Origin of the sequence: Streptomyces sp. NBC_01190 (genome assembly GCF_045039895.1) — a bacterium.
In the GTDB taxonomy this organism is placed as follows: Bacteria; Actinomycetota; Actinomycetes; order Streptomycetales; family Streptomycetaceae; genus Actinacidiphila.
Genome location: NZ_CP108580.1, coordinates 4,407,984 through 4,423,057, shown reverse-complemented (window position 1 = coordinate 4,423,057; position 15,074 = coordinate 4,407,984). Strand labels below are relative to the sequence as shown.

Here is a 15,074-nt window from a genome sequence, read left to right as displayed (position 1 = left end):
GGTCGGCTATTCGCCCGCGGCACCGTCGATGGCCTCTCGGAGGAGGTCCGCGTGGCCGACGTGGCGGGCGTACTCCTCGATCACGTGCGCAAGGACGAACCGCACATCGGTGTCACCGAATTCCGGGTTCGGCACGATGCGCGCGAGGTCTGTGGTCACCGTCGCGAATATCTGCCGCGACTCCTCGCACGCCTTCAGGTAGTCCGCGTAGACGTCCTTGGCCGGCGCCGGGTCCGACTCGTCGTACCACTCGCCACCGTCGGCGGTGGCGTAGGTCCGATAGGGGAAGAAGCGAGGTGTCGCGCCGGCCAACGCCCGCTGGAACCAGGCACGTTCGACCCCCTGTAGGTGGCGCATGAGCCCCAGCAGGGTCAACGCCGACGACTGGACGGGGCGTAGCCGCAGTTGTGCGTCCGAGAGACCCTCGCACTTCCACAGGAAGGTCGCTCGGTGGTAATCGAGATTCGAGGCGATCACCTCCAGCCAGGAGCCCGATACCGCGCGCTCAGGCCTGACGATCTTCTGGACCACGATGTCGCTCACGCTGGGGTCTCCTTACCGGTCAGCAGGCTTGGCCGAGTTCTGTACGCGCCCGGGGTCCGAGGGCGTGGGCGGCCTGCTCGCGGACGGCGTCGGGTCCATCCCCGCGGGGGGCGGGGAGCGGATGGTCGCCGGCGCGGTGCTGCTGATCCGCACGGGTCCATCCCCGCAGGGGCGGGGAGCGGGGTGGCGGGCCTGCGGGTTTTCTGGAGGGGCGGGGTGCTCTGGACCGGCTGGGGGGAAAGCGGCATTTAGGGCATCGAAGCTGCGAAGGCACCCGCCAACTTGTCCTTGCACAGACTACGGTTACGCGAGGCGCACCACTCGGCTCCCAGACAAAGCAGCAGGCATGCCGGTTCGATCCGGCGCTGCCGTGCGTTGTGCAGCGTGCGTTGCTGCCGGACGCACAGCGGGTGAGAGGCCCCCGGGGACGATCCGGGAACCTCTCGCGTCGGGGCGGGTGGCAAGCGGGGTACGGCAACCACGCTGCGGCGCCGCCCCCGTCGGGGGACGGCGCTTGCCGGGAGGCGTGGGCGCCACGCGGTCCGGGAGCACCTCAGGATCGTTCGGCAAACTTCGGCTGTGCGAGCCGCACGAACGCGGGAGACCGGGGCCGGTCCGTCGGCCCCCATGACCGCCCACCGCGCAGGTCACCTCACATCGACGAAGTCGGCCCACCCGATCGTGGCCGTGGTGAGGCTCGTGCCGGCGAAGTTGTAGCGGTAAGCGCCGTCCGCCGTCGCCTTCACGGTGGCCGAGGCCCAGCCGTTGCGGTCGGTCTTGATCTTCTTCACCGTGACGAAGGGGCCACTCGTGCCCTTGCGGTACTGGAGCAGCACCTGGTGCCCGATGAGGGGCGCGTCCGCGCGCTTCTCCCAACTGGCCACCGTCATCCGGGCCTTGACCGTGAGGTTCGCGCCCTTCTTCACCGGCTGCGGCGTGGCGACGGTCTGGGACATGGAGGTATGGCGCGTGATGCGCGCGAGGTAGGCGCCGTTTCCCCGGGTGACATTGCCGTCGCCGTCGACGGCGACGGGGGTGATGGTCCAGACCCCGGCGAGGGCGTTGCTGCGGAGGTTGACCTTCGGGTCGGCGGTCACGAGGGCCTCGCAGAAGGAGGCGGTCTCGTTGAGCGGCACGCAGTGGGCGGCCCCGACCATGAGCCCGTCCGCGCTCGCCCGGCTCTTTCCGTGCCACAGCTCGTACGACACGCTCCGGACGCCGGACGGGTCGGTGACCGTCGCACCGACCGTGAAGACCCTCTTCTGCGTGCTCTCGACGCTGACGGTGTAGTCGCGGTTGTGGTTGACGTCGATGTTCCAGAACTTCGTGCCCGAGTCGATCTTGGGAGCCCCGGTGGCCGGTGCGGCGAGAGCGGTTACGGCGAGGACGGCGCTGAAGGCGGTGGCGGCGGTGGCGGTGGCGGTGGCGGTGGCGGCGCGTCTGCGCATGCTGTTGTTTCCCCACGCTCGATGAATCGGGTGATCACTTCACGAGGTCCAGACCGGAGGGACACCCGGGGGGTTGTGCCCCTCGTGGACCCGACCCAGCTCTTAACCCTGCGGTCGCCCGGGGTTGCCGCAATCACGGGCCGCCGGCCAACTTCCCTGTGCGCGGGCACGGGAGGATCCTGGCCCGCCGCCCGGGGGCACAGGTGGGGGTCGCACGGCAGCCACGGATCGGCCCGGTCCTCACCCCAGGGGGGTGGGGCGCGTCGGTCAGGTCAGGAACCCTTGGCGAATGTGGTGGCGTGGTCGGCGGCCCACTGGCGGAAGGTGTGCGGCGCCGTCCCGAGGATGTCGGCCACGGCGGTGGTGACGTAGGCGGGCTGTCCGACCGCCGCGCTCCATGCGGCGAGCAGCATGTCGACGACCGCGCTGGGCGCCGCGCCCTCCGACAGGCGCCGGAACTCGTCCGGCGTCATCTCCTCGAAGGCGATCCGGCGCCCCAGGGCGTCACCGATGACGCCCACCTGCGCGGCCTGGGTCAGCGACTCGGGGCCGGTCAGGACGTAGTCCCCTCCGGCGTGGCGGTCCTGACAGAGCGTCCGCGCCGCGACGGCCGCGACGTCGCGGTCGTCGACCGGTGCCGTCTCAGCCGCGCCGTAAGGCCAGCGGACACCCTCGCCGGCCCGGATCGCACGCGCCCACCAGGCCAGCGAGTTCGACGCGAGCATCCCCGGCCGGATGATCGTCGACTCGATTCCGGCGGCCGCGATGAGCCGCTCGATGGCGGCGTGCAGCACCGCCATGGGATTGGGCCGCTGGAAGAAGGGGTGGGGCGTCTGGTGCGGGGAGGAGAGGAAGACGACCCGCCGCACGTGGGCCGCCAGCCGCTCGACGACCGCCGCGGCGGTATCGGGCGGGACGGTCCAGACGAGGAAGACCGCCCCGGCGCCCTTCAACGCCGGGTCGAGCGACTCGGGCACGGTGAGGTCGCCGGTGAAGACCTCGACCCGCGTCGGCAGTGTCACCTCCGCCTCGGAGCGATGGGTGAGGGAGCGGACCGGCACGCCCGCGTCCAGGAGTCGGTCGATGACGAGGCGGCCGATCCGGCCGGTCGCCCCGGTCACGAGCACGGGGGACACCGGGGAGGCGGGGGACACGGCGGAGATGTCCTTCGGATGCATGCCGCCCATGAAAACGTTACCCGGTCAAAAAAGCAACCCGGTCATGAATGTTACGGTAGCCCGGTGAGCGAGCCGACGGGACTGCGGGCCCGTAAGAAGGAGCGGACGCGCGAAGCCATCGGCAACGCGGCCGTCTCGCTGTTCCTGGCGCGCGGCTTCGACCGCGTTTCGGTCAACGACATCGCGGCGGCGGCCGAGATCTCCAAGCCGACGCTCTTCCGGTACTTCCCCACCAAGGAAGATCTCGTACTGCACCGGTTCGCGGACCACCAGGGCGAGGCCGCACGTGTCGTACGTGGCCGCGAGCCCGGCGCCGGTCCGGTGGCGGCGCTGCACGGGCACTTCCGGGCCGGCCTCGATCGGTACGACCCCGTCACCGGCCTCAACGATCACCCCGAGGTGGTGGCGTTCCATCGGCTGGTGTTCAGCACACCGAGTCTGGCGGGACGGCTCACCCGCTACCAGCTCGAGGACGAGGAGGCGCTGGCGGACGCCCTCGGTGAGGGCATCCAGGCACGCCTGCGAGCCGCGCAGGTACTCGCGGTCCAACGGGTGCTCGCGCGGAGCAACTGGCAGAAGGTCGCGGACGGTCGAACCGCCCGCGACGTCCACCCCGAGGCTGTGGCCGACGCCGACCTGGCGTTCGGCCAACTGCGCTGACCGACGAAGCTTCAGGTCGCGGAAGGCTCCGGCGCCCGGTGCACGCCTTGGCACAGGCCCGGTCACTGACACCGGTCCCCCGTCCCGCGGTTCCGCCGCCGAAATGCGAGCAGTGGTTCATCAGCGGGCACCGCTCCGGTCGGACGACCGTCAGGAGCACTTTCCGTACGGGGCCTGTCGTTTGGGATGTCCGAGGTGAGAGGAGGCCGCCGATGGCTGCCGACAGTGCGGCGCGGCCCGGCCGGCAGACGCGGCCCGGCCAGGAGTGGTGGCGGTCCGCAGTCGTTTATCAGGTCTACCCCCGGAGCTTCGCGGACTCCGACGGCGACGGCATAGGCGACCTGGCCGGCCTCACCGGCCGGCTGGACCACATCGCGGGCCTGGGCGTCGACGTGCTCTGGCTGTCCCCCGTCTACCCGTCGCCGCAGTCCGACAACGGTTACGACATCAGCGACTACCAGGACATCGACCCCGTCTTCGGAGACCTGGCGGCTTTCGACCGCCTGCTGGCCGCGGTACACGAACGGGGCATGAAACTGGTCATGGACCTGGTCGTCAACCACACCTCCGACGAGCACCCCTGGTTCCAGGAGTCGCGCGACCCGGGCAGCCCCAAGCGGGACTGGTACTGGTGGCGCCCACCGCGCGACGGCCGCGAGCCCAACAACTGGGGCTCGTTCTTCACGGGTTCCGCCTGGGCGCGCGACTCCGCGAGCGACGCCTACTACCTTCACCTCTTCTCGCCGAAGCAGCCGGACCTCAACTGGGAGAACCCGGACGTACGACAGGCCGTCCACGCCATGATGCGCTGGTGGCTGGACCGGGGCGTGGACGGCTTCCGGATGGACGTCATCAACCTCATCTCCAAGGACCCGGCGCTGCCCGACGGGGTGCTGCGCGGCGACGGTCTGTACGGCGACGGCTCGCCCCACTTCGTCTGCGGACCGCGCATACACGAGTACCTCCAGGAGATGCACCGCGAGGTGATGGCCCACTATCCCGAACGGCTGCTCACCGTCGGGGAGATGCCGGGGGTGACCGTCGAGCAGGCGCGGCTGTTCACCGATCCGCGCCGCGCCGAACTCGACATGGTCTTCCAGTTCGAGCACGTCGGACTCGACCACGGCCGCGACAAGTTCGACCCGCGCCCGCTGCGGCTGACCGACCTCAAGGCCTCCCTGGGCCGTTGGCAGACCGGTCTCGCGGACGTCGGGTGGAACAGCCTGTACTGGAACAACCACGACCAGCCCCGGGTGGTCTCGCGGTTCGGCGACGACAGCCCTCGGTACCGCACGCGCTCCGCGACCATGCTGGCCACCGTGCTCCACCTGCACCGGGGTACTCCCTACATCTACCAGGGCGAGGAACTGGCCATGGCCAACGCGCCCTTGCGCTCCATCGAGGACTTCCGGGACATCGAGTCCCTGAACCACTACGCGGAGGCGCTGCGCGCGGGGGCGAGGCCCGAGGATGTCCTGCCCGGGCTGCGGGCGATGGGCCGGGACAACGCCCGGACCCCCATGCAGTGGGACGCCTCGCCGCAGGCCGGATTCACCACGGGCACCCCCTGGCTGCCGGTCAACCCCGACCACACCGAGGTCAATGCCGCCGCCGCCCGCGCGAACCCCGATTCCGTCTACCACCACTACCGCCGGCTGATCGCGCTGCGGCACAGCGAACCGGCGGTCGTACACGGCGACTTCACGATGCTGCTGCCGGACGACGAGCGCGTCTACGCGTTCACCCGCGCGTACGGCGGCACGACCCTGCTGGTCGCCGGCAACTTCACCGGCGACACGGTCACCGCGGAGCTGCCGGCCGGCTGGGAGGGAGCCGAACTCGTCCTGGGCAACGGGCCGTCCGCCGCGGCGGTGACCGGCCGCCTCGCTCTCGCGCCGTGGGAGGCGGTGGTGCGCCGGCTGACCCGGTGACCGTCACGGGGCTCGTCACCGCCGCCGATCCCGCATCCCCCTCGCCCATCCGCGTCCCCGGCACCGATCCCGTATCTGCGAACCGACCCCGTACCCGCCACCGATCCCGGTCACATCCCGATGATCCCGGTGGCAGCGGGTACGCGGACGTCATGACCGCCTACGGATGCCATGTCTCATCAGCGGAGTGTGCCCGATGAGACTGACCCGCACCTCGGACCTGTGGTGGAAGAACGCCGTCGTGTACTGCCTGGACGTGGAGACGTACCAGGACAGCAACGGCGACGGCATCGGCGACTTCGCGGGCCTGACCCAGCGGATCGACCACCTCGTGCGCCTGGGCGTCACCTGCGTGTGGCTGATGCCCTTCTATCCGACCCGGGAGCGCGACGACGGCTACGACATCACCGACTTCTACGCCGTCGACCCGCGGCTCGGCACGCTCGGCGACTTCACCGAGTTCGTACGGACCGCCCGTGACCGGGGGATCCGGGTCATCGCCGACCTGGTGGTCAACCACACCTCCGACCACCACCCGTGGTTCCTGGACGCCCGCTCCAGCCGTACCTCCGCGCACCGCGACTGGTACGTCTGGTGCGACACACCGCCCGAGGACGGCCCCAAGGGCGTGGTCTTCCCCGACGCCGAACAGAGCGTGTGGGAGTACGACGAGGCCACCGACCAGTACTACCTGCACCGCTTCTACAAGCAGCAGCCCGACCTCGACATCGCCAACCCCGCGGTGCGCGACGAGATAGCCCGCATCATGGGCTTCTGGACGCAGCTCGGGCTGTCCGGCTTCCGCGTCGACGCGGTCCCGTTCCTGCTGGAGACGGCCGGCCAGGCCGACGCGGACCAACTGCCCGACCCGCATGAGTACCTCGCCGACCTGCGGGCCTTCCTCGGGCGCCGCTGTGGTGACGCGGTGCTGCTGGGCGAGGTCAATCTGCCTTACCCCGACACCGCGAAGTTCTTCGGCGACCCGGAATCCACCCGGGGCGACGAACTGACCATGTGCTTCGACTTCATCGGCATGCAGCGGATGTACCTGTCGATGGCCCGCGGCGAGGCCGCGCCGCTGGCCGCCGCCCTGCGGGACCGCCCCGCGGCGCCCCGCGACGCGCACTGGGCGACCTTCGTCCGCAACCACGACGAGCTGACGCTCGACAAGCTCGACGAGGACGAACGCGCCGAGGTGTTCGCGGCCTTCGGCCCCGACAAGGACATGCAGCTCTACGGGCGCGGTCTGCGCCGCCGGCTGCCGCCGATGGTCGACGGCGACCCGCGCCGGGTGGAGTTGGCCTACAGCCTGCTCTTCACCCTGCCCGGAACCCCCGTGCTCTTCTACGGCGAGGAGATCGGGATGGGCGAGAACCTCGCCGCCGAGGGCCGGCAGGCCGTGCGCACCCCGATGCAGTGGACGTCCGACAAGGGCGGCGGCTTCTCCACCGCGGACGCCGGCGCCCTGCCCAACCCGGTGGTGGCGGGCGCCTTCGGTCCGAAGCGGGTCAACGTGCACGACCAGGCGCACGACCCCGACTCGCGGCTCGGCCGGATGCGGACGATGGTCGAGCGCTACCGCGAGGCGCCCGAACTGGCCTGGGGCGCCTACGAGATCCTCGACGCCGGCGACCCCGGCGTGCTGGCCCACGTCAGCTCGGTACCGGAAGGAGCGGTGCTGGCGCTGCACAACTTCTCCGACCGGCCGGTTGCCGTGACCACGACGGTCCCGGGACTCAAGGGCGGCCGGCTGCTCACCGACCTCTTCACCCGCGCCGCCGTCAAGTCGGCCGCCGGCGGCCGTGTCGAGGTCGACCTGGAGCCGTACGGGTACCGCTGGCTGCGGGTGAACACACCCCTGGACGACCCGGACCGTACGACCGCGGTCTGAGGGGACACCGCAACGGGGGCGCGGCCGGGCCCCCGTTGCGGTGGGCGGCGGACCTTCCGGCCCACACACCCTGGGCGGGCCCACTGCCGTCGCCCGGCTCTCGGGAATCCCTACCCGGGCCACTCTCACCAGATGCGCGCCACGCACAGCGGTACAGCGTGGGGCTCCGGGCGGTTCGGTGGAGGGGGACGGGAGCGGCTGGGGGATCGGGGCCGCGCCGTAGACGCGGGGTGATCGGCCGGGTCAGTGGGCGAGGCGGTGGAGCCAGTCGTGGAGGAGGGCGGTCTCGGGTGGGCGCAAGGGGAGGGCGGCCTGGTCCGCGGTGGTGAGGGCCGCATCGAGGGCGAGGGCCCGGGAGGCGAGGTCGGGGTCCGCGGTCGGGGGCGGGGGCCGGTCGGTGGTGAGGGAGGCGATGAGGGTGTCGCGCATCCTTCCGGAGATCTCCGGGTCGCGGTCCTCGGCGGGCGTGCCGATGAGCGTCAGGGTGACGCCGGTGACCGCGGCCAGGGTGAGGCGCGCGGCGAGCGCGGGCGGGACCCGGAGGCGGCCCGCGGCGGCGGCGCGGTCGAGGAACTTGAGCAGGAGCTCGTTGGCCTCGTCGGCGGCGGACGGCCGCCGGCCCGGGCGGTCGGTGCCGAACATCAGCAGGTAGAACGCGGGGTGGCGCAGGCCGAAGTCGACATGGATCTCCCAGCCGCGGCGCATGTCGTCCACCGGGTCGTCGGTGTGCGCCAGCGTGTGCTTCTCGGCCAGGTAGATGTCGAAGGCGTGGATGGCCAGGGCCGCGAGGAGGCCGTCCTTGTCGCCGAAGAGCTGGTAGAGGGAGGCGGCGCGAATACCGGCCGCCGCGGCGACCGAACGGGTGGAGACCGCCTGGGCGCCCTCCCGTTCCAGGAGGTCGGCCGCCACCTCAAGGATCTGCTGCCGGGTGCGGGTCTTCGCGTCGTCCACGGTTGCAATGCTACGGCATTCGGCGTATCACTGATTCGTGCAGTGCTACGCGGATTGGCGTGGCAGCGATACATCGAGGGAGAAGCCAGTGAACCGTGTCGGATACGGCGCCATGCAGCTCGCCGGGCCGAACGTATGGGGACTGCCGGACGACCTCGAGTCGGCGCGGCGGGTGCTGCGCCTGGCGGTCGAGCTGGGAGTCACGTTCTTCGACACCGCGAACGCGTACGGGCCGCGTACGGTGAACCGCCTCATCGGGGAGGCGCTCCGGCCGTTCCCGGAGGGAGTGATCGTCGGCAACAAGGTGGGTGCCGGGCGCGGCCCGGGCGGGTCGTGGATCATCACCGACCGCCCGGACACGGTCCGCCGGCAGGTCCACGAGGCGCTGGCCGACCTGGGCACGGAGGCAAGCGAGTTGACGTACCTGCGGCTCGGAGGTGACTATCCGGGACCGCCGAGCGAGGTGCCGCTGGAGGACTCGCTCGGCGTGCTCGTCGAGCTGCGCGACCAGGGGCTGGTCCGCCGCATCGGCCTGTCCGGCGCGTCGCCGGAGATGCTGGCCCGCGCGCAGAAGATGGCGCCGATCAGCGCCGTGCAGAACCGCTTCAACCTGCTCGACCGCAGCGGCGTCCAGGTCCTCGCCGACTGCGAGGCGCAGGGGATCACGTTCGTCCCCTACTACCCGCTGGCCTCGGGACAGCTCAGCAGCTACGACGAGCTGACGGGCCCGGCGGAGCGGCTCGGTGTCACGCCGGCTCAGGTGGCGCTGGCATGGCTGCTGCGCCGCTCCCCCGCCGTGGTCGTCATCCCCGGCACGAAGAACCCCGATCACCTGCGCGCCAACGTCGCCGCGGCCGAGGTCGCCGAGAACCTGACCGACGCCGAGGTGGCCCGCCTGACCGGCCTGGTCGACGAATCGAAAGCCGCCCTCGGCCGCCCGCACCAGTCCACCCTCGACGCGCTCGGTTCCCTGACGGAGCGCGGACGCTGAGCCCCCGGCCGGCTGCGCGCCCGGCGGTCGGCCGTGGCAGTCCGTACGGGTCGCCGTGGTGCGGTTGTTCGGCGGGCTCGGGCCGAACACGGGCGAGGCGGCCGGTCCGGCTCAGGTCGACCCGCCGGCCTTCGACTGATGGGCCGCGGGCTGCTCGGCGGTCGGCAAGTGGTGAATGCCGGGTGCCGGCGGAGCGATGAGTTCGGGGGCGCCCGCGGGTCTACCGTCTGAAACAGGACAACCAACGCAGCGGGAGTACGGCATGGGCCTCATCCACATCGAGATGTTCGCGACCCTCGACCTTGTCGGGCAGGCGCCCGGCGGTCCCGAGGAGGACCCGGCGGGGTTCCCGTTCGGCGGCTGGCAGGCGCCGCTGATCGACGAGGTCGCCGGGGCGCAGGTCGGCGCCGCGTACGAGGGCACGGACGCGCTGCTGCTCGGCCGGCGGACGTACGACATCTTCGCCGCCTACTGGCCGCACCAGAAGGATGGCGCGGACGCCGGGATCGCCACGCTCTTCAACAGCGTCCCGAAGTACGTGGCCTCCCGCGGCGAGCCGGATCTCTCATGGGCCGGGTCCACGCTGCTCGGCCCGGATCTGGCCGCCGCGGTGCGCGAGATCCGCGACCGGCACGAGCACGTGAAGGTCGTCGGCAGCCTGGACTTCGTCCAGTCCCTGCTGCGCGAGAAGCTCTTCGACCGCCTCGACCTCTGGCTGCACCCGATCGTGCTCGGCGTCGGCAAGAAGGTCTTCGACGGCGGCGAGGTCCCCACGAACCTCACCCTCCTCGAACCACCCGCGGCCAGCCAGAAGGGCACCGTGTTCCTGCGCTACGGCCTCGCCGACGGCACCCCGGGCACGGGGGACATGACCGCACCCGATCGCGGCGTCGCGCCCGACGCCTGAGCCCGGCCCTCAGAGCGCCGGCTGTCAAGGGCGCCAGGAGTGGGCGTGGGTCCGTAAGTAAGCCGCCAGCTCGGGGGGTTGGAGGTCGAGCGCGGTCAGTGCCGGGGCGTGCAGCGGGACGCGGATGGGGGTGAAGTCGCCGAGATCGGGATCATCCAGCTCGGGGCCGCCGCGGCGGCTCACGTCCAGGTCCAGCACGTCGGCGCGGAAGTAGTGCTGGACGACGGTGACCCGCTCGCCCGGTTCGGTCAGAGTCAGGAACTCGGTGGCCGGGCCGATGGTGGCGCCGATCTCCTCCATGACCTCGCGGCGCAGGGCCGCTTCGAGGTCCGCGTCATCAGCTTCGACGCCCCCGCCGACGGTCGTGTAGAAGGAGGGGATACCCGGCCATCCCCGGCGCAGGAATATCAGGTGGTCGCCTTCGAGCAGAACCGCGCGAACGTTGCGTCGGACCTTCATGCCCGCCGACGATAGTGCGTCCGCGCTCCCCGCGAGAGTGAACGGCCGAGCCCTCGGTCACCAGGCGGTAGCCTCCCGTGCGCGATGGGTTGACGTGGACACGGCATGGATCAACACTCGGTTCGATCCAAGCGAGAGCGCTCTCAGAAAAGCACGGCGCAACGAGGCAGCCCCCCACCCTGGTGCGCGCGTACCTGTCTCCGCGCCGTGTCCGGCCTCACCACGATCCCGCGCACCCGTAGAAAGGTCAGGATCCGCCGTGAAACCCATGCCGTCGTCCGATGCCGCGCCCGACAGCCCCTTCCGCCCCGCCCACCGCCGCGGGCGCAGCCACCGTCACCATCCGGGCCACCGCCGCGCGCTGCGCGGGCCGCTCGCCATCGCCAGTGCCCTGCTGCTGCTGATCGTGGGCGCCTTGACCCTGGCGGTCTCCGGTGGCTCGGAGGCGGTGGCCGCGGCGGCGCCCCCCACCGGGTGGACCACCGTCTTCAGCGACGATTTCAACGGCGCCTCCGGCACCGGACTCAACCGCGCCAACTGGCTCTACGACCTAGGCACCGGCTACAACTATCCCGGCGCCGCCGGGAACTGGGGTACCGGCGAGCTCGAGACAGCCACCGACTCGACCACGAACGTCTATCAGGACGGCGCGGGGCACCTCGTGATCAAGCCCGTCAAGAACGCCGCAGGGCAGTGGACTTCGGGCCGGATCGAAACCCAGCGGACCGACTTCGCGGCACCGGCCGGCGGGCAGTTGCAGATCAGCGCGTCGCTCCAGCAGCCCAATCCCCAGCACGGACTGGGCTACTGGCCCGCCTTCTGGGCGATGGGCGCGGCGGCCCGACCGGTCGGGGCCACCAACTGGCCGGGCATCGGCGAGCTGGACATCATGGAGGACGTCAACGCGCTGAGCCAGCACTCCACCACCTTCCACTGCGGGGTCTGGGCCGGGGAGTGCCACGACCCGGACGGCATCAGCAGCGGCCTCCAGGCGTGCGCCGGCTGCCAGACCGGCTTCCACACGTACTCGGTGATCGTGGACCGCACCAACACGTCGGCGGAGCAGTTGCGGTTCTACCTCGACGGCAGCCTGACCTACTCCGTCAGCGAGAACCAGGTCTCGACCGCCACCTGGCAGGCCGCCGTCGACCACGGCTTCTTCGCCATCTTCGACGTGGCGATCGGCGGCTCGTACCCCAACAAGGTCTGTGGCTGCACCTCGCCCTCGGCCGACATCAGCTCCGGCGCGGGCATGAGCGTCGACTGGTTCGCGGTCTACCAGACGACCGGCGGCAGCGGCGGCACCACCACCGGCACCACCACGGGCGGCACGACCACCGGCGGAACCACGACCGGCACGACCACCGGGGGTACGACCACCGGCGGCACCACCACCGGGGGCACCACGGGCGGCACCACCACCTCCGACTTCACCGCGGGCGTCACCCGCGTCGACGCCACCCACGCGCGGATCAGCTTCACGCCGACCACCGCCGCGGCCTACGTCGATGTGCACTACCTGGTCAACGGCGCCAACCAGCAGAACTTCCGGATGGCCAACAACGGTGGTACGTGGACCCAGAGCGTCGGCTCCCTGACCGCCGGCTCGGTTCTCACCTATTGGTTCACCTACGAGAAGAACGGCCCCCAGTACGACTCCCCGCACTACACCTACACCCAGAGCTGACCCGACCCGACCTGACCTGGCCTGGCCTGGCCTGACCAGTGACCTGACCGGCCGGCTCCCCCCGACGCACGCGCGCCCGATCCGGACGAGCGGTCGGCGCCGGGGGGAGGACGGCGGCGGAGGGAGAACGTCGGTCAGGCCGGCTCGGTCAGGTGGTGGTGCACACCGTGCCGTTGAGGGTGAAGGCGGTCGGCGGCGGTGCGGCGCCGTCGTTGGCACCGGTGAATCCGATGGACGCTGAGTTGCCGCCGCCTGCGGCGAGGGTGGTGTTCCAGTCGACCGGGGTGGCCACGACCTGCTGGTCGTGTTGCACGATGGTCGAGTTCCAGAAGCCGCTGACGGTTTCGCCGGCGCTGGGGAAGGTGAAGGCGAGGGTCCAGCCGGTGATGGGGTTCGGGCCGGTGTTGGTGACTGTCACGGAGGCGTTGAAGCCGTTGCCCCAGCCGGCGGTGGTCCGGTAGGCGACCTGGCAGGTTGAGGCGGCGGGTGTGCCGGTGCGTACGGTGACCGGGTCGGAGGGCGCTGACAGCCGGCCGTTGGCGTCGCGGGCCAGCACGTTCCAGGTGGAGGTGGAGCCGGGGGTGAGGTTGTGGACGGTGGCGGAGGTGCCGGTGGTGTCGGTGAGCAGTTCGCTGGTGGTGCCGGCCTGCCGGTAGACCTCGTAGCGGGTGGCCGGGCCCCCGGTGGACGGGGTCCAGCTCACGGTGGCGGTGGTGTCGCCGGCCGCGGTCACCTTCGGGGCGCCGGGCGCGGACAGGGCCGATCCCGTTGCGGCCTTGGGGTGCAGGGTGAGGGTGGTCAGCGAGTAGGGCGGCAGGGTCTGGTCCGCGCTGTACGCCGGGGTGGCGGTGGTGATCGCGTCGGCCTGGTCGCGGTAGGTGGCCACGGTCATCGGCGCCGAGGTGTCGGGGGTGAAGCCGGCGTAGTGCAGTGTGACGGTCCGCGCGGCGGCGGGGTCCTTGTTGATCAGCAGGACGCTCAGATCACCGTTCGCGCGGTGCACGGCGTGGACGGCCACCGTGGCGCTGCTGCTGCCCGAGCCGGCCAGCACGTCGCCGGGGCGGCCGAGCTGGCTCAGCATCCTGATCGCGTGGTACGCCGGGAACGGCGTGTTCAGCGGCGGTTCGCACACCGAGCCGACACAGCCGGCGCTGGAGAGGATGCCCCAGTCGCCGTAGTCGGTGGCGCCGTCGGGCGAGGTGGAGATCTGCTGGGCGCCGTTGTGGGTGTCCCACCAGTCGACGGTGAACACCCCGTTCTGCAGGGCGGTGAGGTAGGCGTCGGCGCCGAAGAGGGCGTTGGGCTGGGTGTCCACGCCGGTGCCGCCGTTGACCTCGGTGAGGGCGACCGGGGTGTCACCGGCGCCGGCCGCGGCCAACTCGTCGTGGAGCTGGGCGAGTTCGCCGCTGAGCTGGTTGGGGGTGGCGAGCATGTGCGCGGTGTCCTGGCTGGTCGGGTACCAGTGCACGATCACGAAGTCGGCCCTGCCCGCGATCAGCGGGATCACGGTGTGGTTCCAGTCGGCGGTCTCGGCGCCCGCCATCACCCCGTCCGGCCAGTTGCCCGGCATGGTGAGGACGGCGCCGACCTTGACCGACGGGTCCACCGCCTTCATCGCCGACACGTACTGGAGCACGCTGGCCGCGTACGCGGCGGGTGAGGTGTCCGGGTGGTCGTCGTGCTCCCAGCCGGAGCCGTAGTGCCCGTTGCCGTAGAGCTCGTTGCCCACCTCCCAGTACTTCGCCCCGTACCCCTTGGTGATGTTGGCGTACCGCACCCAGTCCGCGGCCTCCTGCGGCGTGCCCGAGCCGTAGTTGGCGATGAGGATCGGCTGGGCCCCGATCGTGCGCACCGTGCCCATGAACGCGTCGAAGTCCGTGCCGGGCGCGACGTAGCCGCCCGGCGCGGAGTTGGTCTGCCAGTGGTAGATGTCGCCGTAGGAGCCGCCGGGATAACGCAGCATGCCGATATCGGCGGCCTTGAGCAGGTCCTGCACCTGGGGAACGTTCATCTGCGCGTCCCATACCGCGCTGTTCAGGCCGTACGCCGTACCCGGGATCGTGCCCAGGCCCTCGTTGGCGTTGACCGTCACATCGGCATCGGCGGCGGCCGCCGTGGTGGGGGCCGGGCTGGGGGACGGCCCCGCGGCCCGCGCGGACGTGCCACCGACCAGCAGGGCGCCCAGGACCGCGGCGGCCGAGGCGCCCGCGAGAAGACGCCGGCGCCGTCGTAAGGACCGGCCGCGCGAGGGGGCGGCGGAACCAGAGCCAGGGGAACCGGTGAGGCGTGGGGGGAGGAGGAGACGCACGGCGTTCTCACCTTCGAGCGGCGGGATGGGGGGAAGTGTCCGCGTACGCGCTGGGGCTCCATGGCTATGGGAGCGCTCCCACCATGCGGGCGACCGGCCGCACTGTCAATGCTCCGCACA

The 15,074-nt window shown here is 71.3% G+C and carries 12 protein-coding genes; 6 read left to right on the top strand and 6 right to left on the bottom strand.

The window, feature by feature from the left end; all coding sequences use genetic code 11:
- Window positions 1-6: 6 nt before the first annotated feature.
- The 3 genes from OG519_RS18405 to OG519_RS18395 all read right to left on the bottom strand — a co-directional run bounded on the left by OG519_RS18405 (window position 7) and on the right by OG519_RS18395 (window position 3,169).
- The gene (locus OG519_RS18405) at window positions 7-543 is read right to left on the bottom strand and encodes a DinB family protein (protein ID WP_405584913.1); all 537 of its coding nucleotides are present in this window, start codon (window positions 541-543) and stop codon (window positions 7-9) included.
- A 647-nt stretch (window positions 544-1,190) separates the two neighbouring features.
- The gene (locus OG519_RS18400) at window positions 1,191-1,991 is read right to left on the bottom strand and encodes a hypothetical protein (RefSeq protein ID WP_405584910.1); all 801 of its coding nucleotides are present in this window, start codon (window positions 1,989-1,991) and stop codon (window positions 1,191-1,193) included.
- A gap of 272 nt (window positions 1,992-2,263) precedes the next feature.
- Window positions 2,264-3,169 carry an SDR family oxidoreductase gene (locus OG519_RS18395; protein ID WP_405584907.1) on the bottom strand — a complete coding sequence of 302 codons (906 nt, stop codon included), beginning with the start codon at window positions 3,167-3,169 and terminating at the stop codon, window positions 2,264-2,266.
- A gap of 63 nt (window positions 3,170-3,232) precedes the next feature.
- Between OG519_RS18395 and OG519_RS18390 the strand changes: the two genes are divergently transcribed.
- From OG519_RS18390 to OG519_RS18380, 3 genes are all read left to right on the top strand, one after another.
- The gene (locus OG519_RS18390) at window positions 3,233-3,829 is read left to right on the top strand and encodes a TetR/AcrR family transcriptional regulator (protein WP_405584904.1); all 597 of its coding nucleotides are present in this window, start codon (window positions 3,233-3,235) and stop codon (window positions 3,827-3,829) included.
- A 212-nt stretch (window positions 3,830-4,041) separates the two neighbouring features.
- Entirely contained in the window at window positions 4,042-5,760 is a 1,719-nt protein-coding gene (locus OG519_RS18385; RefSeq protein WP_405584901.1) for an alpha-glucosidase, read from the top strand.
- A gap of 196 nt (window positions 5,761-5,956) precedes the next feature.
- Window positions 5,957-7,651: an alpha-amylase family protein gene (locus OG519_RS18380; protein WP_405584898.1), complete on the top strand. Its 1,695-nt coding sequence runs from the start codon at window positions 5,957-5,959 to the stop codon at window positions 7,649-7,651.
- Window positions 7,652-7,894: 243 nt separating this feature from the next.
- On the opposite strand, the gene OG519_RS18375 is transcribed toward OG519_RS18380, so the two are convergent.
- A complete protein-coding gene (locus OG519_RS18375; protein ID WP_405584895.1) occupies window positions 7,895-8,602 on the bottom strand; it encodes a TetR/AcrR family transcriptional regulator in 708 nt (235 codons plus the stop codon).
- 88 nt (window positions 8,603-8,690) lie between these two features.
- Here OG519_RS18375 and OG519_RS18370 point away from each other — a divergent pair, with 88 nt between their 5' ends.
- Window positions 8,691-9,593 (top strand): aldo/keto reductase, encoded by a 903-nt coding sequence (locus OG519_RS18370; protein WP_405584893.1) that lies wholly within the window; start codon window positions 8,691-8,693, stop codon window positions 9,591-9,593.
- Window positions 9,594-9,855: 262 nt separating this feature from the next.
- Window positions 9,856-10,500: a dihydrofolate reductase family protein gene (locus tag OG519_RS18365; RefSeq protein ID WP_405584890.1), complete on the top strand. Its 645-nt coding sequence runs from the start codon at window positions 9,856-9,858 to the stop codon at window positions 10,498-10,500.
- Window positions 10,501-10,524: 24 nt separating this feature from the next.
- Here OG519_RS18365 and OG519_RS18360 read toward each other — a convergent pair whose 3' ends face one another.
- Complete coding sequence (locus OG519_RS18360; protein WP_405584887.1) at window positions 10,525-10,959, bottom strand: NUDIX domain-containing protein; 435 nt, start codon at window positions 10,957-10,959, stop codon at window positions 10,525-10,527.
- A 268-nt stretch (window positions 10,960-11,227) separates the two neighbouring features.
- On the opposite strand from OG519_RS18360, the gene OG519_RS18355 reads away from it, so the two are divergent.
- Complete coding sequence (locus OG519_RS18355) at window positions 11,228-12,646, top strand: glycoside hydrolase family 16 protein (RefSeq protein WP_405584884.1); 1,419 nt, start codon at window positions 11,228-11,230, stop codon at window positions 12,644-12,646.
- 148 nt (window positions 12,647-12,794) lie between these two features.
- On the opposite strand, the gene OG519_RS18350 is transcribed toward OG519_RS18355, so the two are convergent.
- On the bottom strand, window positions 12,795-14,954 hold the full coding sequence (locus OG519_RS18350) for a cellulose binding domain-containing protein (protein WP_405584881.1): 2,160 nt from the start codon (window positions 14,952-14,954) through the stop codon (window positions 12,795-12,797).
- Between the last annotated feature and the right edge of the window lie 120 nt (window positions 14,955-15,074).

Bases quoted from the DNA above. Each gene is read 5' to 3' on its own strand.
- OG519_RS18365 (WP_405584890.1), top strand. From the start codon at position 9,856: ATGGGCCTCATCCACATCGAGATGTTCGCGACCCTCGACCTTGTCGGG.
- OG519_RS18355 (WP_405584884.1), top strand. From the start codon at position 11,228: ATGCCGTCGTCCGATGCCGCGCCCGACAGCCCCTTCCGCCCCGCCCAC.
- OG519_RS18360 (WP_405584887.1), bottom strand. From the start codon at position 10,959: ATGAAGGTCCGACGCAACGTTCGCGCGGTTCTGCTCGAAGGCGACCAC.
- OG519_RS18385 (WP_405584901.1), top strand. From the start codon at position 4,042: ATGGCTGCCGACAGTGCGGCGCGGCCCGGCCGGCAGACGCGGCCCGGC.
- OG519_RS18380 (WP_405584898.1), top strand. From the start codon at position 5,957: ATGAGACTGACCCGCACCTCGGACCTGTGGTGGAAGAACGCCGTCGTG.
- OG519_RS18400 (WP_405584910.1), bottom strand. From the start codon at position 1,991: ATGCGCAGACGCGCCGCCACCGCCACCGCCACCGCCACCGCCGCCACC.
- OG519_RS18395 (WP_405584907.1), bottom strand. From the start codon at position 3,169: ATGCATCCGAAGGACATCTCCGCCGTGTCCCCCGCCTCCCCGGTGTCC.